The sequence below is a fragment of the Achromobacter spanius genome, assembly GCF_002966795.1.
Lineage (GTDB): Bacteria > Pseudomonadota > Gammaproteobacteria > Burkholderiales > Burkholderiaceae_B > Achromobacter > Achromobacter spanius_D.
In genome coordinates this window covers 4,456,982-4,474,902 of the sequence record NZ_CP023270.1, presented here as the reverse complement: position 1 = coordinate 4,474,902, position 17,921 = coordinate 4,456,982, and the positions used below count along the sequence as shown (strand labels likewise).

Sequence of the window (17,921 nt, the reverse complement as noted above, 5' to 3'; positions counted from 1 at the left end):
GATCAGATGGGCTCCAACTCGCGAGCCGAGCACCAGCGCAGTTCCCGCCGGTATTTCTGGTCGTCGAAAGGAGTTGATCGATGCAGGGTGCAACTGTCGTCCCATACCAGCAGATCATGGGGCTGCCATTTGTGTGCGTAGCGGAACCTGGGCTGCGTGCTGAACTCGGTCAGCGTCTCAAGCAGGGCTTTTCCTTCGTCCTCGTCCATCCCCGAAATATGCGAGGCGTGTGCGCCGATGTACAGGTTCTTGCGCCCGGAGCCGGCATGCGTGCGCACCAGCGGGTGCTCAGTGGGCGGCAGGAGTTGGCGCGTCTCTTCGTTGAAGTTGGTGTAGCCGACCTTGGACCGCGACGCATACACGCTATGGACAACGCGTAGGGGCTCAAGCGCCTGTTGCTGGTCAGGCGGCAACGCCTCCCAGGCGGCGCGCATGTCGGCGAATTCGGTGTCAGGCGGGTCGGCCTCGGGAAGGACGATTGCATTCAACGCCGTGACTCGGGCCGGGGGCTGGCGCATCGACATGTCGGTATGCCAGAACATGTTCGCCTTCAGGTACAGTCGGCGTTCATGATCTTCCATCATGATTTTGCCGTCTTCATCGACGTTGGAGACGTCGTAGAAGTAGGGGTTCTTCATCCGTGCGTTGTTCAATTGGCGAGCGAGCGCGTTGGGAGGACCGAACCAGCGGATGAAGGCTTCCTGCTGCGCTTCGTTCAGCGGCTGGTCTCGAAAGTAGATGACACCGTGCCGCGACAATGCGCTTTCGATTTCGGTGTAGGTTTCAGCGTTCAGCGGCTGCCGCAGATCGACGCCTGAGATCTCTGCGCCGAAGCCCGACGCGTGCGGATTGACAATGATGCTCATCGACCTGTCTCCTGGTAGGTACGACATGCCCTTTCAGGGGCGATTCCGTGCCTTTCTCGCTAAGGCATCGTCAACCAAGTCTACGAATGGCCTCTCCGTTACGCCAATCTCATCTTTTTATGGTTGCCTATAACGCGGCTTGATGCGTCGGCGCGCGTTACTGGCTTTGATAGGCGAGATCCAGCTGCCGGATGGGGCGGCCTTGCAGCCACGCCTGGATGTCCTCGACCGTCTCCTGATAGAACTGCCGGTAAGCCCGATGGGTGACATACCCAAGGTGGGGGGTGATCAGCACGTTCGGCAGATTCAGGACGGGGTGGTCCGGTGGCAGTGGCTCGGTCTCAAAGACATCCAGGCCCGCACCCGCGATTCGAGCATCGCGCAACACACGTATCAGGGCGTCCTCATCCACAAGGGCCGCTCGCGACGTGTTGATGAGAAACGCTGTCGACTTCATGTGGTCAAGCTCTGCGTGCCCCACAAGCCCTCGTGTGCTTTCCCGCAGTTGCATCGCGATCACGACAAAATCAGAGCGCGAGAACAGATCCTCCTTGCCTGCCAATCGCGCGCCGCAGGCATCGGCGCGTGCCTGAGTCAGGTTCGGACTCCATGCCAACACATCCATGCCGAAGGCGATTGCCACGCGCGCGACCTGCTGCCCGATGCGCCCCAGCCCCACAAGCCCCAGCGTTGCCCCTTGCAGGTCCTGACCCACCGAGACCTGCCAGCGCCCTTCGCGCAGTCCGGCGCGTTCGCGTTCGGCGTTGCGGGCCAACGTGAGGATATGCAGCCACACCAACTCGGGGGTGCCGTTCTGCGGAGCCCCCGTGCCGCAGACGACAATTCCCCTGCGCTGGGCGTCGGCGATGTCCAACGCTGCATTACGCATCGCCGTCGTGACAATCAGCTTCAGGTTGGGCAGCTTGGCCAGCAGGGCGGCGTCCAGGCGCGTGCGCTCGCGCATCAAGCAGACGACATCAAAAGGGTGCAGACGCGCGGCCAGAGCGCACGGGTCGGCAATGTGGTCCCGATAGATGGTGGTCTCCGCTCGGGGAAGACTGTCCCAATCGGCGTACCGCGCCGCAGCATCCTGGTAGTCGTCGAGCACGGCGATCTTCACTGTCGATGTGTTCACAGCGGTTCCCTATTCTTGCGTGGAGTGAATTCCCGCCGTGTGGCAGGGCCGGCGCACGATGGAACCAGGCGGCAGTCAGTGTAGGAACGGACTCGATCGAAATGCCAATCATCGGTTTTTATGGACAGCGATCACCGTTGTTGATGGCGGTCTTCATCATTCCCCACGCAGCGCACGACGCTTCTCGATTTCGCCCACGATCCCGGAGCGGAACACCATGACGCAAACGATGAAAATGCAGCCGATGACCACGGTGATGGGCAGGTCGAGGTCCGCTAAATAGCTTTCGAGCGAGACAATCACCGCCGCGCCAACGAAGGGGCCGAGCAGTGTCCCGATGCCGCCTATCAGCGCCATCAAGATCACTTCTCCAGAGGTTTGCCATTGCACATCCAGCAGCGACGCCACCTGGAACGCCATGGCCTTGGTGGCGCCGGCCAACCCGGCCAGCGTCGCGGATGCGACGAATGCCGCCAGCTTGTAGCGCGCCGTGCGATACCCCAGGGAAATCGCCCTGGGCTCGTTGTCGCGGATGGCCTTGAGCACGTTGCCGAAGGGGGAATGCAGGATGCGCCAGCTGGCATATGCCCCAGCCAGGAATATCGCCAGCACGAAATAGTAGGTGTTCAGGTTGTTGCTCAGATCCAGGATGCCAAGCGCCTTGCCGCGCGGCACACCCTGAATGCCGTCCTCGCCGCCCGTCTGCGGAATCTGGACGCACACGAAATAGAACAGCTGTGCCAGGGCCAGGGTGATCATGGCGAAATAGATGCCTTGGCGCCGGATGGCCACCAGGCCGAACAACAGCCCCAGCACGCCCGCGGCCAACGTGCCGGCGGCAATGCCCAGCACCGGGTCCATGCCCAGGGTCTTGATGGTGTATGCCGAGACGTAGGCGCCGCAGCCCAGGAAGGCGGCGTGGCCGAATGACAGCAGGCCCGCGCCACCCAGCAGCAGATCGAAGGCGATGGCAAACAGCGCAAAGCACAGCACTTTGACAAGGAAGGCCGGGTACACCACCGCCGGCGCAATCAGCAGAACGGCCAGTATTGCCAGCAGCAGCAGGCGCAGCGGCGTGCCGGGGCGGGTCAGGTTCGTCATCATTGTTCCCTCCCGAACAGTCCCTTGGGACTGAAGAAAAGCACGATCACCATGAGCACGAAAATCACCGTGTTGGCCGCTTCGGGATACACCAGCTTGGTCACCGCCTCGATGATGCCCACGATGTAGCCGGTGGCGATGGCGGCGCCGATGGAACCCATGCCGCCGATCACGATGACGGCGAACACGACGATGAGCAGGTTCTGGCCCATCAGCGGGCTGACCTGGTAGATGGGCGCCGCCAGTACGCCGGCCAAGGCGGCCAGGGCGGCACCCAGTCCGTAGGTCAGGGTCATCAGCAGCGGAACGTTGACGCCGAAGGTCTGCACCAGCACCGGGTTTTCGGTGGCCGCGCGCAGGTAGGCACCGAACTTGGTGCGCTCGATGACCCACCATACCGCCAGGCAGACCAGCAGCGAGGCCACGACGATGAATCCGCGGTACATGGGCAGGATCATGAAGCCCAGATCCACCGCGCCGTCCAGCGCTTCGGGTGGCGCATAGGGCTGTCCGCTGGATCCGAACCAGTAGCGAAACAGGCCCTCTGCCACCAGGGCCACGCCAAAGGTCAACAGCAGCCCGTAAAGATGGTCCGATTGGTAGAGGCGGGCGAGCAGCAGGCGTTCGACCAGGATGCCCAGCAGGCCAACGCATAGCGGCGCCAGCACCAGCGACAGCCAGAAACCGATGCCCAGGTAGTTGAGCAGCAGCCAGCTGGCGAAGGCGCCCAGCATGTATTGCGCGCCATGCGCCATGTTGATGACGCGCAGCATCCCGAAAATGACCGCCAGGCCCAGGCTGAGCAACGCGTAGAACGAACCGTTTATCAGGCCCAGCAGCAGTTGGCCGAAGAGCGCCACCGTGGGAATTCCGATCAGGGGAATCATGATGAATGCCCTCCGGCGAGCCCGAGCAGGGCGTTCAAGCGGGCGTCGCGACCTTCGATCTGCGCGCCGGTGAATTCATCGGCGATGCTGCCGTGCTCCATGACGTAGTAGCGGTCGGCGACCTTGCGTGCGAAGCGGAAATTCTGCTCGACCAGCAGGATGGTCATGCCGCGCGCCTTCAGCGTGTGTATGAGCTTGCCGATGCGCTGCACGATGACAGGCGCCAGGCCTTCGGTGGGTTCATCCAGCAGGATGATGTCGGCGCCGGTGCGCAGGATGCGGGCGATCGCCAACATCTGCTGTTCGCCGCCGGACAATCGGGTGCCGGGGCTGTTGCGGCGTTCGAACAGATTTGGAAAGAGGGTATAGATCTCGTCCAGCGCCATGCCGCCGGGCCGGGTAATGGGGGGCAACGTCAGGTTCTCCGCCACGCTCAGGCTGGCGAAGATGCCGCGCTCTTCCGGCACGAATCCCACGCCGTGGCGGGAAATGTGGTGCAGGGCGCAGCGGGTCGCATCCTGGCCGCCGATGCGGATGTCGCCGGTGCGCTTGCGCAGCACGCCCAGGATGGATTTCAGCGTGGTCGTCTTGCCCGCGCCGTTGCGTCCCAGCAAGGTGACGACTTCGCCGCGGCGCACGTTCAGAGACACGCCCTGCAGCACGTGGCTTTCGCCGTACCAGGCGTGCAGGTCGCGAACTTCGATAGCGATGTCAGTCATCATCCGCTCCGATATAGGCCTCGCGCACACGGGGCATTTCGCTGACTTCGGCATAGCTGCCTTCGGCGATGACCTTGCCGCGCTCCAGGACCGTGACGTAGTCGCACAGCGCGGCGACCACCGGAAGGTTGTGCTCCACCATGACCACGGTGCGCCCCGCCGCCGCCTTGCCGATCAGCTCGCGCACGACGTCGATGTCTTCGTGGGCCATGCCCGCCATCGGCTCGTCCAGCAGCATGATGCGGGGTTCCAGCGCGAGGGTGGCCGCCAATTCCAGGGCGCGCTTGCGGCCATAGGAAAGGGTGCCGGCGCGCACCTCGGCATGGGCGCGCAGGCCCACGTCATCCAGCAGCGCCATCGCTCGCTCGTCCAGCGCGTCCAGTCGGCGGGCGGACGCGAACATCTGGGTGGCCAGGCCGGCGCCGCGCTGCAGCGCCACGCGCAGGTTGTCGCGCACGCTGAGGCTGTCGAAGATGGCGGAGATCTGGAATGAGCGCACAAGTCCTTGCTGGGCGATATCGGCCGCGTTGAGCGCCGTGATGTCCCGGCCGTGCAGGAGGATGCTGCCGCTGCTGGGCGCCAGGAATTTGGTCAGCAGATTGAAGACTGTGGTCTTGCCCGCGCCATTGGGCCCGATGAGGCCGTGAATGGCGCCTTCGCGGATTTTGAGATCGACGTTGTCGACCGCCACGAAGCCGCGGAACTCGCGCCGCAAGGCGCGGCCTTCCAGGACGATGGCGTCCGCGGCGCGTTGCGCGCTGCGGGATGCCGCGTGCGTGTCGTTCATGGAACTCCCCCAAAGAGTCGGCGCCCGCGGACCGCCGCGGGCAGGCGGCGCCGTCGGCGTCAGCCGTTGGCTTGGGCTAGCACCAACCTGGCCTGCTTCAGATGGGGCATGTCCAGCATCTTGCCGTTCAGCCCGACCGTCCCCGTGCCCTGGGTTTCGAAGGCGGCCACCACCTGCCGCGCGTAGGCGATGTCCTCGGCGCTGGGCGTGAAGGCCTGGTTGATCACGTCCACCTGGTCGGGGTGAATGGCGACCTTGCCGGAAAAGCCGGCACGCCGCGCTGCGGCGGCATCCTTCGCAAGGCCAGTCTGGTCCTTGTAATCGGTCCACAGGGTGTCGATGGGTTCGACCCCCGCCGCGCGTGCACCCAGCAGGCATGCCGTGCGCGCCGCGCGGTAGGTGTGTTCCAGCGACCCGTCTTCCAGTCGGTTTGACGATGCGTGCACCGCCGAAGACAGGTCCTCGGCGCCCCAGGTGAGTCCTGACAGGCGCGGGCTGCACCCGATGTAGCTGTGCATGGCAAGGACGGATTCCGGGGTCTCCGTGGCGACCGGCACGATGGTGACCGCGCCGAGCGGCACGCCGTCGCGCTGTTCCAGTGCGGTCAGGTAATGGTCCAGCTTCATCACGTCGGCGCCATTGCGCGTCTTGGGCAACAAGATCGTGTCCGGATGGCCCCCCGCCACGGCCACTAGATCGGCCAGGGCCGCCGGGTGATCCAGCGCGTTGATGCGCACCCACAAGCGCTGCGTGCGCTGTGCAAAGGGCTGGCTGTCCAGGAAATCGCGCACGATGCGCCGGGCGACGTCGGCCCGTTCGCCGGAGACTGAATCCTCCAGGTCCAGGATCAGGACATCGGCACGGGTTTGCACCGCCTTGGCGAGCTTGCGCTCGCTGTCGCCGGGCACGAATAGGAGCGATCGGATGGGCATGTTCTTGTCTCCGTTATCGAATTTGTGTGGCTCGAATTTCATCACACCATTTAAATGATTTCAATGGTTCATTTTTTAAAAAGATTGAGATAAGATGATTTTCATGGCCGGGATGCGCTCCCACGGCGCAGCGCGGCCTATAAAGGTCGACCAAAACAACTAGGAGACTCACCATGGAGCAGGTGCAGGCTGCTGCGGAACTGGGCAGTTGGGAGATGCCCGAAGAACTCCGCATGCTGGAGGAAACGGTCCGGCGGTTCATGCGCAATGAAGTTGCGCCACTGGAAGAAGGGCTGGAGCACGACGCGTTCGCCCTGCCTCCCGAGGCATTGGCCGGGTTGCAGAAAAAGGCCCGGGAACTTGGGCTGTGGTGCGTGCAAAGCCCCGAGGCGTACGGGGGAGCGGGCCTGAACCTGCTGGGCCAGTGCATCGTGGCCGAAGAGTCCGCCAAATGCCGGATGGGGGCCTACATACCGGCTTGCGGCGCGTTCGGCTTCGATCCCCCCAGCATCATCTTCGGCGGCACGCCGGAACAGATCCGCAAATACGCCGTGCCCGCCATCGAGCGGGGTGAAAAGGCGTTCTTCGCCATCAGCGAGCCCAGCGGCGGCTCGGATCCGGCCCGCGCAATCCAGACCCGCGCGGAACGCGTGGGCGATCACTATGTGTTGAACGGCACCAAGGTGTGGATCACGGCCGCCAGCGAATCGCGCTGGGGCGTGGCCTTCGCGCGGACGGGGCCGTCCAAGGGGCGCGATGGCGTCACGGCCTTCATCATCAATATGGACAGGCCCGGAGTGTCCACGAAGGTCATTCCGGTGATCCGCGCCTATGCGCCTTACGAGCTGCACTTCAACGACTACCGGGTGCCGCTGGACGACGTGTTGGGCGAAGTCGGCAAGGGCTTTGAACTGGTGGACCGGCTGCTGGTGCATGGCCGCGTCCCGTATGCGGCGGGTACGCTGGGCGTCGCCCAGGCCGCGCTTGAACTCGCCATCGACTGGGCCAAACAGCGGCACACATTCGGCGCATTGCTGGCCGACAGGCAGGCCGTGCAGTGGATGATCGCCGACTCCGAAATCGAACTGCGGGCCGCGCGCCTGCTGGTCTATCAGGCGGCCTGGAAGGCCGATCGCGGCCAGGACATCAAGCTGGACGCGTCCATCGCCAAGGTATACGCCACCGAGACGGCCGGGCGTGTCGTCGATCGCTGCATCCAGATCCTGGGCGGCATGGGCGTGGCCTGCGAAATGCCGCTGGAGCGCTGGTACCGCGAGCTGCGCATCAAGCGCATCGGCGAAGGCCCATCCGAAGTCCAGCGCATGGTGGTCGCGCGCCATCTGCTTGGCAACCGTTCCAAGTAAACCCCAGGAGGTCGCTATGTCTATCGATTACGTTGTCGAGGACGGCATTGCCGTTATCACCATCAATCGGCCCGAACGCATGAATGCCATGGACCTGGATCACTACCAGGCCCTGTCCGCCGCGTGGCAGCGGGTGCGCGACGACGACGCCGTGCGCGTGGCCATCATTACCGGCGCCGGCGACCGGGCCTTCACTGCCGGCGCCGACATCAAGACGTTCGTCTCCGCGCCCACGCCGCTGGAGCAGATGTGGCTGACCCAGAGGGACCAACTGCTCAACCGCGGTTTGGAGGTCTGGAAGCCGGTGATTGCCGCAGTCAACGGCCTGTCGCTGGGAGGCGGCACGACCTTGCTGTTCGCGACCGATATTCGCGTGGCGGCGGACCACGCCACCTTCAGCCTGGCCGAGGTCAAGCGGGGAATCGTGGCCGGCAACGGCGGCACCCAGCGCGTCATGTCGCAGATTCCCTATGCTCTGGCCATGGAACTGACGTTGACCGGCGACGCCATCGATGCGCAGACGGCGTTGCGCTGGGGGCTGATCAACAAAGTGGTGCCGCGCGAACAGCTGATGGATGCGGCCATGGACTACGCGCGACGCATCGCCGCCAACGCGCCCCTGGCGGTGCAGGCGGCCAAGGAGCTGGCGCTGCGCAGCCGGGACATGGATCTGCAGACCGGCTTGCGGGTTGAACTGCTGGTCAATCGCCTGTTGCAGGAGACGGACGATGCGAAGGAAGGGCCGGCGGCATTCGCCGAGAAACGCCCCGCGCGTTTCCAGGGACGATAGCCATGAGCCGGGACCTTCCCTTGCATGGTTTGACTGTCGTGGACCTGGGCCAGATCTACAACGGCCCGTACGCCACGTTCCTGATGGCCATGGCCGGCGCCCGGGTCATCAAGGTCGAGCCGCCCGGCGGTGAAAACCTGCGCCGGCGCAGCGTGGTGGGCGGGGCGGCGCTGCCTTTCGCCATGCTCAATTCCAACAAGCGCTTCGTGTCGCTCAACCTCAAGCAGCCGCGCGGCCGGGAACTGCTGCGCAATCTGGTGGCGCGCAGTGATGTCGTGCTGGAGAATTTTGCCCCCGGCGTGATGGACCGGCTGGGCGTGGGGTACGAGGCGCTGCGCGAGGTCAACCCACGTCTGATCTATGCCTCGGGTTCCGGCTATGGTCTGTCGGGCGCCTATCGCGACTTGCCGGCCATGGACCTGACAGTGCAGGCGGTGTCGGGGATCATGAGCGTGACCGGCTTTGCGGATCGAGCGCCGGTGCGCGCAGGTCCCGCCGTGTGCGACTTCTCCGGCGGCGTGCACCTGTACGGCGCGGTGCTCACGGCGCTGTTCGAGCGCGAGCGTACCGGTCTGGGCCGCCGGGTCGAGGTGGCGATGCTGGAAGCGGTGTACGCGTCGCTGAGCTCCAGCCTTGGCCTGTGGTACGGAACCGGGGGGCAAGCTCCCGTCCGCACGGGCAATCGCCACGGCGGGTTGGCCGAATCGCCCTACAACGTCTATCCGACATCCGACGGCCATATCGCCATCCTGTGCGTGGGCGAGACACACTGGACCGGGCTGCTGGCCGCCCTGAATCGGCAGGACCTGGCGCAGGACGAACGCTTCTCCACGCTGAAGTCCCGCGTGCAGAACATGGATGCCGTGGACGCGATGATCTCGGAGTTCACCAGCGCGCTGAGCAAAGCCGAGCTCGTCCGGCTGCTTCAGGCGCAGCGGGTGCCTTGCGCGCCGGTGCGCGACCTGGAAGAGGTGACTTCGGATGCGCATCTGCATGAACGCGGCTTCCTGCAAGAGGTCGACCACCCCCTCTATGGCCGGGTGACGCTGCCGCGGTCTCCGATGCGCTATGAGGGCTCGGACCTGCCGCCGATCGAACCCAGCGGCGAACTGGGACAGCACAACGATGAAGTGTTCGGCGATTGGCTTGGGTTGGCCGATGCCGAGCTGGCGCAATTGCGCGCGGACGGCGTGATCTGACGCGCCGGCACAGACAACAGGAGACACGCATGGCCAACACCCCGAAAGTCATCATCTCTTGCGCCGTCACGGGCGCGATCCACACCCCGTCCATGTCGCGTTACCTGCCGGTGACTGCCGCCCAGATCGCCGACGACGCGGTGGCTGCCGCCGAGGCAGGCGCGGCAATTCTGCACCTGCACGCGCGCAATCCCCAGAACGGCAAGCCGGACCAGACGCCGGAGGCCTTCGCGCCGTTTCTTGCCGACATCAAGCGCCGCTGCAACGCCGTGGTCAACATCACGACTGGCGGAAGTCCCTACATGACCGTGGAAGAACGGCTGCAGCCCACCGCCACGTTCAAGCCCGAGCTGGCGTCGCTGAACATGGGGTCCATGAATTTCGGGCTTTACCATTTGCTGGACAAGTACAAGACCTTCCAGCACGAGTGGGAGCGCGAGCATCTGGAAAACTCGCGGGAGCTGGTGTTTCGCAATACGTTCAAGGATATCGAGCACATCCTGCAGGTGGGCACGGCCAACGGCACGCGCTTCGAATTCGAGTGCTACGACACCAGCCATCTCTATACCCTGCGCCATTTCCTGGATCGCGGCCTGGTCAAGGGCCCGCTGTTCATCCAGACGGTGTTCGGGATCCTGGGCGGAATCGGCACCCATCCCGAAGACGTGCAGCACCTGAAGCGCACGGCCGATCGTCTGTTCGGGGACCAGTTCCAGTGGTCAGTGCTGGGGGCGGGCGCGGCGCAGATGAAGGTCGCGTCGATCGCCTTGGCGGGGGGCGGCAATGTGCGGGTCGGGCTGGAGGATTCGCTCTGGGCCGGGCCCGGCCGCCTGGCGCAGGGCAGCGCCGAGCAGGTGCGGATCGTACGAGGGATCATCGAAGGCTTGGGCATGGCGGTGGCCACGCCCGACGAGGCCCGGCAGATGCTCGCGCTCAAGGGCGCGGCATCAGTGGCCTTCTGACGGGGGGCGGCCATGACGACGGCTGACCTGGAAGTCCAACTGATGGAGGACGGGCCGCTCGCGACCGTCCGCCTGAATCGTCCCGAGCGCCTCAACGCGCTGACCGAACCGGTGAAGCAGCGATTGGGGGATGTCTTTCTTGATCTTGCTTTCCGCGACGAGGTGCGTGCCGTGATCCTGACGGGCGCCGGCCGCGGATTCTGCGCTAGTGGCGACGTCAACAACCTGGGCAGCTTCACCGCCTTCAGCACCCGCGAACGATTTCGCCGCCTGCATCGTGCAATCGCCGCCATCGCCAATCTCGACAAGCCCGTCGTGGCGGCAGTGCGCGGACCCGTGGCGGGCGTCGGATTCAGCATGGCGCTGGCCAGCGACATGATCGTGGCCTCGGAAACGGCGCGTTTTTCCATGGTCTTCAAGAACGTGGGCCTGGCGCCCGATGGCGGCGCCGTCTACTTCCTGGCGCAGGCGCTCGGGATGATGAAGGCCAAGGAGCTTGTCTTCAGCGGTTGCACCCTGGATGCGGCCGAGGCGAAGGCGCTGGGCCTGGTGTGCCGGGTCGTCCCCGACGCGGAGCTGGATGCCGCCGCGACCGATCTGGCGCTGAGCCTGGCCCAGGGGCCGACCATGGCCTTCGGCCTGGCCAAGCGCATGTTCAAGGCCATGACGGTACCCACGCTGGAAGCCTTCCTGGACCTGGAAGCGACCTCGCAAGGACTGGCCGTGCTGGGCCAGGACCACCAGGAGGGCGTGCAGGCCTTCCTGGCGAAACGACCTCCCGCGTTCAGCGGCCGCTAGGGAACGCCCATGAATGTGCTTATCGTATTTGCCCACCCTGAGCCGGCCAGCTTTTGCGGCGCGCTGCGCGATGCGGCGTGCGAGACCCTGGCGGACTTGGGCCATCAGGTGCAGGTGTCGGATCTGTACCGCATGGACTTCTCGCCGGTCGGCGACGTCGACGACTTCGAGCACGAGGTCGATGACGTGCCGTTCGAGTACCAGCGCGAACAGCGCATTGCCCATCAGCAGCAAAGCTATTGCGCGCAGATCGCGGCCGAGCACGAAAAGCTGCTGTGGTGCGATGTCGTCATGCTGAACTTTCCGCTGTGGTGGTTCGGCCCGCCCGCCATCCTGAAGGGCTGGATAGACCGCGTCATGTCGGTGGGATTCGCCTACGACAGCGACCGGCGTTTCGAGAAGGGCGCGCTCAAGGGCCGCAATGCCATGGTGACCATCACCACGGGCAGTCCTGCCGAACGCTTTTCGGACGATGCGCCGCGCAGCTACGCAGACCTGGACGGCACCTTGCTGCCGCTGCAGAAGGGGCTATTCCCCTATGTCGGAATGGGCGTCCTACCACCCTTTGCCGCCTACGCGGTGGCGCGGGTCAGTCCAGAAGCGCGCAGCGCGTATCTGCAGCAATACCGTGACCACCTGGCGGCGCACTTCGGACCGACCCCGTCCCGCGCTCATTCCTCCTGACCTCCGAGGCTCGCATGCACCCCACCCCCGACAGCGGGTACATCGGCAACCAGCCGCGCAGTACCGCCGACCTGGAATCCTGGCTGGGCCGGACGCAGCGCGAGGCCGCGCTGGAACCCGACTTGCCCATCATCGATGCCCATCATCACCTGTGGGATTTCCCGGCAGCGGGCAACCGCTACCTGCTTCCCGACTTCCTGCAAGACATCCAGGGCGGCCACAATATCGTGGCCACCGTCTACGTCGAGGCCGCGTCCATGTGGCGGGCGCAAGGGCCGGCGTCTTTGCGGCCGGTGGGCGAAGTGGAGTTCGCGGCGGGCATGGGGGCGATCGCAGACAGCGGAACCTACGGACCCTGCCGTATCGCGGCAGGCATCGTGGCGCATGCCGATCTGTGCCTGGGCGCCGCGGTGGGCGATGTGCTGCGTGCCGCGCAGGCGGCTTCGGGCGGCAGGCTGCGCGGGATCCGCCACCAGGTTGCACACGCGAGCGGCGCGGTTGGCCGCCATATCAAGCATCCCGTGCCGGCCCACCTGATGGGCCAAACGGATTTTCGCGCCGGCTTTGCCGAACTGGGGCGCATGGGCCTGAGCTTCGATGCCTGGATGTACCACCCGCAACTGGACGACCTGGTGCAGTTGGCGCGCGCGTTTCCCGACACCTGCATCGTGCTCAACCATGTTGGCGGCGTGTTGGGTGTGGACGTCTACGGCGGCCGGCGCGAGCAGGCATTTTCCGAATGGAGCCGAAGCATGGCGCAGGTCGCGCGATGCGCCAATGTGGTGGTGAAGGTAGGCGGCATGGGCATGCCGGTATTCGGTTTTGGATTCGAAAAAGCCGATCGGCCTGCCGGGTCGGCCGAACTGGCGCGCCTATGGAATCCCTACATCGATGTCTGCCTTGAGCTCTTCGGGCCGCAGCGCTGCCTGTTCGAAAGCAATTTTCCGGTGGACAGGCAGTCCTGCGACTACAACGCCTTGTGGAACGCGTTCAAGATCGCAACCCGGGATCTGGCCGCGGGCGAACGCCGGGCCCTCTTCATGGACACGGCGCGGCGCGTCTACCGGTTGGACGTCTGAGGCTCGGCGCGTCCTACCCGCGGGACCGCACTAGAGAACGGAGACGCCGGCATCGCGCGTCAGCTTGCCCCACATGTCGAGCTGGGCACGGATGTAGGCCGAGAATTCCTGTGGCGTGCAGGGCGCTGGCAGCATGCCCATGCTGTCGAAGAACTGCCTGGTGTCGGGGGCCTTCAGCGCTTGCACGAACGCGGCGTTGATTTTTTCCACTACGCCCGGCGGCGTGCCGGCAGGCGCGAACAAGCCCACCCAGGAGGCGAACTCGTAGCCTTCGACGCCCAGTTCGGCAAGCGGCGCCACGTCCGGGCTGGAGGGAAGCCGTTCCCGGCTGGTGACGCCCAATGCGCGTAGCTTCCCGCTTTCCAGGTAGGGGCGCGTGACCATGACGTCGGTGATCATGTAGTCCAGCCTTCCGCCGATCAGGTCGGTGACCGCCTGGGGCGTGCCGGGATAGGGGATGCCCATGGTCTGGATGCCAGTCAGCGTCTTGAGGAGCTGGGCGGCGGCCAGGCCGCCGGAATTGCCGGTGCCGTAATTCAACTGGCCGGGGCGCGCCCGTGCGTACTGCAGGAACTCCGGCATGTCCCGGGCGGGCAGGTCCGACCGCACGACCAGCATGAGCGGGTTCGAGGTCAGTTGGGTGACCGGGCTGAAATCCTTGACCGGGTCGTAGCCGATGTCCTTCATCATGTAGAAATTGGCCGCGTGGGTCGAGTTGGTGCCCAGCAGCAAGGTGTAGCCGTCAGGCTTGGCCCGTGCGACCTCGCGCGCGGCGACGCTGCCCTGGGCGCCCACCTTGGGCTCCACGACGATGGGCTGCCCAAGCGTTGCGCTGACGTGCTTGCCCAGGTAGCGGGCAATGATGTCGGACCCCGACCCCGCAGGAAACGAAATGACCAGGCGAATGGGGCGGTTCGGAAATTCGGTGGCGGGGTCGGCGGCCTGGGCGGGGCCCAGGACCATCGTGGCGAGCCCCGCCAGCAAGAGGTTGCGGATACGCATGGCAGGTCTCCTCCTATTTCTTGACCAGCGGACATTCGCTGTCGGAGAGGGGCCAGTAGACCTGGTCGGCAGGCAGCGTGGACAGAATCTTGTAGTAGTCCCAGGGCGCCTTGGATTCCTGCGGCGTCTTGACCTGCGCCACCAGCATGTCGTGCAGCATGACGCCGTCTTCGCGCAGCTTGCCGTTGTGAGTGAAGACGTCGTTGACCGGTATCTCCCGCATCTTCTGCATTACTGTCATGGCATCCGTGGAGCCGGCCGCCTGTACCGCCTTCAGGTAGTGGCCGACGCTGGAATAGACGCTGGCCTGCACCATGGTGGGCATGGCTTTGCGGACGCCGAAAAAGCGCTTGGCCCAGGCCCGCGTCTCGTCGTTCAGGTCCCAATAGAACGACGTGGTCAGCACCAGACCTTGCGCGCGCTGCAGGCCCAGCGCGTGGATGTCGGTCAGGAACGTAATGAAGGACACCACTTTCTGCTTGCCGCGCGTCAGGCCGAATTCCTGAGCCTGCTTGATGGCGGTCACCAGGTCGGCGCCGCCGGTGGCCAGCGCCACCACGTCCGCTCCCGAGGCCTGCGCCTGCAGCAGGTAGGAGGAAAAGTCCGTGGTGTTCAGCGGGTGCCGAACCTTGCCCACGACCGTGCCGCCGTTGGCGACGACATATTTGGACGCGTCGCGCTCCAGCGCATGGCCGAAGGTGTAGTCGACGGTGATGAAAAACCACTTCTTGCCGCCTTCCTTCATGGCTCCCTTGACCGTGCTCATCGCTTGGGAACGGGTATTCCACGCCCACACGGCGCCCACCGGCGAGCGCGCGGAATTGACCAGCGATTCCGTGCCGGACGCCGACGTCAGGACCACCGCCTTTTTCGATTCCGTGGCCGCCTGCTGGATCGCCAGTGCGGCGGCACTGGATGCGATGTCAGCCAATGCGGTGACGCCTTCATGATCCATCCACTTGCGTGCCAGGCTCGCGGCGATCTCCACCTTGTTTTGATGGTCGGCGCACAGGATTTCGATGGGCCGGTCCAGCACTTTGCCGCCGAAATCTTCGGCGGCCATCTTGGCGGCTGCGCACGAGCCCGCACCACCCAAGGCGCTGAACGTGCCGCCCATATCGCTGAGCAGCCCAATTTTCACCGGTTGTGCCGCCGCCGGAGCGATGGCGCACAGGCCCAGCAGCCAGGCGCCGCCCAGCCTTGCCAAGTGCAAGCGTGTCTTCATGATGTCTCCTCCGCGGATTGCGGTAGTTGTTTTGGGGCGCGCTCTGGCGGTGCGCCTTGATCGTGCCGCGCCTGCGGGGCGCGGCGGCCGTGCTGCCTATCTGTGTGCGTCTTGCGAGGCTGGGGCGCTGCGGTGCTGAACCACACCGTCTTGCAACAGCGCGCCGATGTCGTCCGGGCCATAGCCCAATTCGGAAAGAATGTCCTGGGTATGCTCCCCCAGTTGCGGGGGATCGCTGCGCAAGGCCGGGCGTGCGTCTTCGAAGGCCACGGGAGCCGCAATGGTGTGGCCCTGGCCGGCAAAGTCCAGCACCATGCCCCGCGCTTGCATGTGGGGGTGATCCAGCAGGTCCTGCAGGGTGTTCAGCGGCGCCGCCGGCACGCCGGCCGCGGTCAGGCGTTCCAGCCAGTCGTCGCAGTTGCGCGTGGCCGCCAGCTTCTGCACGAAATCAATCGTTTCGGCGGCATGCTTCACCCGGGCGCCGTTGGTGGCAAAGCGCGGGTCACTGGCGGCTTCCGGCACGCCGGCCGCCTTGCAGAAGCGGCCCCACAGGTTGTCGTTGGGAATGCCGATGAGAATGTCGCGGTCCTGGGCGTGAAAGACCTGGTACGGGCACAACGACGGGTGCCCTGATCCCGATTTGCCGGGCAGCCGGCCCGACTGCCAGTAATTCTGCAGGGTATAGCCGAGCAGCCCGACGGCGCTGTCAAACAGCGAGACTTCCACGGCCGTGCCGTGTCCCGTGCGGCCACGTTGCACCAGGCCGGCAAGAATGCCGGACAGCGCGTTCATGCCGGTGGCCTGGTCGATCGGCGACATGGGTGACCGCACCGGGCCGCCGTTCTCTTCCCCCGTGATCTCCAGCATGCCGCTGAACGCCTGCAGGATAAGGTCGTAGCCGGGCAAGGCGCTCAAGGGGCCCTGTTGTCCGTAACCGGAGATGCTGCAATAGACCAGGCGCGGATTCAGGGCACGCAGCGCGTCCCGGCCGACCCCCAATCTGCCGGCTACGCCAGGTGCATAGCTTTCGATGACCACGTCGGCGTCCACGGCCAGACGCCGGGCGACTTCCTGGCCGCGCGGACGCTTCAGATCCAGGGCGATGCTGCGCTTGTTGCGGTTGACCGACAGGAACACCGCCCCGTTGCCGTGGGCATCATAGGGCGGCCAGTGGCGCGTTTCGTCCCCAATGCCGATCGGCTCGACCTTGACGACCTCGGCGCCAAAGTCGCTCAGCATCTGGGCACACAATGGCCCCGCCAGCACCTTGGAAAGATCCAACACCTTGAGCCCAGCCAAAGGGAAGTCCATGCCGCCTCCTTGGTTCAATGGTTTATATATTACATTGATCTAAAGTTTTATCATTATCGAAATCGTCCAGATGAAAGTCAATCGGGTCTACGCCCGGGCCGCGCTGGGCGCATGGGCAACTGGGAAGGGGCGCACGATGGCGCAATACAATGGTTCAAGAAATACATATTCCAACCATAAGGAATTCACTATGGCTTCTGGCGATTTCGACTCGCTCGGACTGATCGACGTCCCCAAGTCTTGCGACATGCTTGCGGCCCGGCTGCGGAATCAGATCCTGTCCGGTGTCTACCCCGCGGGCACGCAGTTGCCCGCCGAGCGCGACTTGGTCGCGCAAACCGGCATCAGCCGCAATGCGATCCGGGAAGGACTACGCATCCTGGAGGCCGAGGGCCTGGTACAGACGCGGCTAGGGCGTTATGGCGGATCGTTCGTCTGCCAGCCGTCGGACGAAATGTTCGCGCGCCACTTCCGGGTCTATGCGCGCGGCCGCAAGCTGCCTTTGGAGGCTTTGCTGGAAGCCCGCGAATCGCTCGAACCCAGGATCGCGATGCTGGCCGCGGCCAACCGGAACGACGAAGACCTCGACGAACTGAAGGGCGTACTGGAACGCATCGCGGCGCCCGCAGCCCAGGATCCGGCTTGTTTCCTGGCGGAAACCCGCAAGTGGATCTACGGCGTTTCGACCGCCAGCCACAATGAATTGCTGCGCGTGTTCATGACGTCGCTGGCCGAGCTGATCCATGACTTGTCGGGCGTTGAGGACTTCACCTCCGAGGACAGCCGCAAGGAAATCATCCACATCTACGAGCGCATCTTCCAGGCGATCGCGGACGGCGACGTCGCGGCTGCCGGACGTCGTACCGAAAGGCATGTGAAGGCCTATTCAGATCGTGCGCGCAAGGCGGGATTGACGCTGTAGGTGCAGGCGCATGCATCACCACGCAAAGGAAAGCGCGACACCCGCATGCAGATCGTGAAAGATGGGCTTCAAATGCCAGCATTTTCTTTTCACAGAACGACGGCCAAATTCTTGGTTGATTAAAGAGACGGTCATTCGGAAGAGCCATGGAGACAATC

At 64.7% G+C, this 17,921-nt stretch carries 18 protein-coding genes; 8 read left to right on the top strand and 10 right to left on the bottom strand.

All coding sequences use genetic code 11. The features are described 5' to 3' along the window. Nucleotides 1–2: 2 nt before the first annotated feature. The 7 genes from CLM73_RS20225 to CLM73_RS20195 form a co-directional block, all read right to left on the bottom strand. On the bottom strand, nt 3–866 hold the full coding sequence (locus CLM73_RS20225) for a TauD/TfdA dioxygenase family protein (protein ID WP_158685901.1): 864 nt from the start codon (nt 864–866) through the stop codon (nt 3–5). 157 nt (nt 867–1,023) lie between these two features. Further along, on the bottom strand, nt 1,024–2,001 hold the full coding sequence (locus tag CLM73_RS20220) for a D-2-hydroxyacid dehydrogenase family protein (RefSeq protein ID WP_199778176.1): 978 nt from the start codon (nt 1,999–2,001) through the stop codon (nt 1,024–1,026). 156 nt (nt 2,002–2,157) lie between these two features. Then, on the bottom strand, nt 2,158–3,102 hold the full coding sequence (locus CLM73_RS20215) for a branched-chain amino acid ABC transporter permease (RefSeq protein ID WP_418904959.1): 945 nt from the start codon (nt 3,100–3,102) through the stop codon (nt 2,158–2,160). Then, the gene (locus CLM73_RS20210) at nt 3,102–3,989 is read right to left on the bottom strand and encodes a branched-chain amino acid ABC transporter permease (RefSeq protein WP_105239953.1); all 888 of its coding nucleotides are present in this window, start codon (nt 3,987–3,989) and stop codon (nt 3,102–3,104) included. The genes CLM73_RS20215 and CLM73_RS20210 overlap by 1 nt, the downstream gene beginning before the upstream one ends. Next, entirely contained in the window at nt 3,986–4,708 is a 723-nt protein-coding gene (locus tag CLM73_RS20205) for an ABC transporter ATP-binding protein (RefSeq protein WP_105239952.1), read from the bottom strand. Before CLM73_RS20205 ends, CLM73_RS20210 begins: the two co-directional genes overlap by 4 nt. Next, a complete protein-coding gene (locus CLM73_RS20200; protein WP_105239951.1) occupies nt 4,701–5,495 on the bottom strand; it encodes an ABC transporter ATP-binding protein in 795 nt (264 codons plus the stop codon). Before CLM73_RS20200 ends, CLM73_RS20205 begins: the two co-directional genes overlap by 8 nt. 59 nt (nt 5,496–5,554) lie before the next feature. Next, entirely contained in the window at nt 5,555–6,427 is an 873-nt protein-coding gene (locus tag CLM73_RS20195; protein WP_105241622.1) for an HpcH/HpaI aldolase/citrate lyase family protein, read from the bottom strand. Between the two features lie 173 nt (nt 6,428–6,600). On the opposite strand from CLM73_RS20195, the gene CLM73_RS20190 reads away from it, so the two are divergent. From CLM73_RS20190 to CLM73_RS20160, 7 genes are read left to right on the top strand one after another with little or no spacing between them, the layout of a single operon-like run. Further along, complete coding sequence (locus CLM73_RS20190) at nt 6,601–7,791, top strand: acyl-CoA dehydrogenase family protein (protein WP_105239950.1); 1,191 nt, start codon at nt 6,601–6,603, stop codon at nt 7,789–7,791. Nucleotides 7,792–7,807: 16 nt separating this feature from the next. After that, complete coding sequence (locus CLM73_RS20185) at nt 7,808–8,581, top strand: enoyl-CoA hydratase/isomerase family protein (RefSeq protein ID WP_105239949.1); 774 nt, start codon at nt 7,808–7,810, stop codon at nt 8,579–8,581. Between the two features lie 2 nt (nt 8,582–8,583). Continuing rightward, nucleotides 8,584–9,780 carry a CaiB/BaiF CoA transferase family protein gene (locus CLM73_RS20180; protein ID WP_105239948.1) on the top strand — a complete coding sequence of 399 codons (1,197 nt, stop codon included), beginning with the start codon at nt 8,584–8,586 and terminating at the stop codon, nt 9,778–9,780. A 29-nt stretch (nt 9,781–9,809) separates the two neighbouring features. Continuing rightward, entirely contained in the window at nt 9,810–10,742 is a 933-nt protein-coding gene (locus tag CLM73_RS20175) for a 3-keto-5-aminohexanoate cleavage protein (protein WP_105239947.1), read from the top strand. A 12-nt stretch (nt 10,743–10,754) separates the two neighbouring features. Next, complete coding sequence (locus tag CLM73_RS20170) at nt 10,755–11,540, top strand: enoyl-CoA hydratase/isomerase family protein (protein WP_105239946.1); 786 nt, start codon at nt 10,755–10,757, stop codon at nt 11,538–11,540. Between the two features lie 9 nt (nt 11,541–11,549). Further along, nucleotides 11,550–12,224 (top strand): NAD(P)H-dependent oxidoreductase, encoded by a 675-nt coding sequence (locus CLM73_RS20165; protein ID WP_105239945.1) that lies wholly within the window; start codon nt 11,550–11,552, stop codon nt 12,222–12,224. 14 nt (nt 12,225–12,238) lie between these two features. Beyond that, nucleotides 12,239–13,303 carry an amidohydrolase family protein gene (locus CLM73_RS20160; protein WP_105239944.1) on the top strand — a complete coding sequence of 355 codons (1,065 nt, stop codon included), beginning with the start codon at nt 12,239–12,241 and terminating at the stop codon, nt 13,301–13,303. 30 nt (nt 13,304–13,333) lie between these two features. On the opposite strand, the gene CLM73_RS20155 is transcribed toward CLM73_RS20160, so the two are convergent. The 3 genes from CLM73_RS20155 to CLM73_RS20145 form a co-directional block, all read right to left on the bottom strand. Further along, nucleotides 13,334–14,305 carry a Bug family tripartite tricarboxylate transporter substrate binding protein gene (locus CLM73_RS20155; RefSeq protein ID WP_105239943.1) on the bottom strand — a complete coding sequence of 324 codons (972 nt, stop codon included), beginning with the start codon at nt 14,303–14,305 and terminating at the stop codon, nt 13,334–13,336. 13 nt (nt 14,306–14,318) lie between these two features. After that, nucleotides 14,319–15,530 (bottom strand): ABC transporter substrate-binding protein, encoded by a 1,212-nt coding sequence (locus tag CLM73_RS20150; protein WP_105239942.1) that lies wholly within the window; start codon nt 15,528–15,530, stop codon nt 14,319–14,321. A 96-nt stretch (nt 15,531–15,626) separates the two neighbouring features. Beyond that, entirely contained in the window at nt 15,627–16,841 is a 1,215-nt protein-coding gene (locus CLM73_RS20145; protein WP_105239941.1) for a CaiB/BaiF CoA transferase family protein, read from the bottom strand. Between the two features lie 70 nt (nt 16,842–16,911). Between CLM73_RS20145 and CLM73_RS20140 the strand changes: the two genes are divergently transcribed. After that, the gene (locus CLM73_RS20140; protein ID WP_105239940.1) at nt 16,912–17,763 is read left to right on the top strand and encodes a FadR/GntR family transcriptional regulator; all 852 of its coding nucleotides are present in this window, start codon (nt 16,912–16,914) and stop codon (nt 17,761–17,763) included. Nucleotides 17,764–17,921 lie beyond the last annotated feature (158 nt).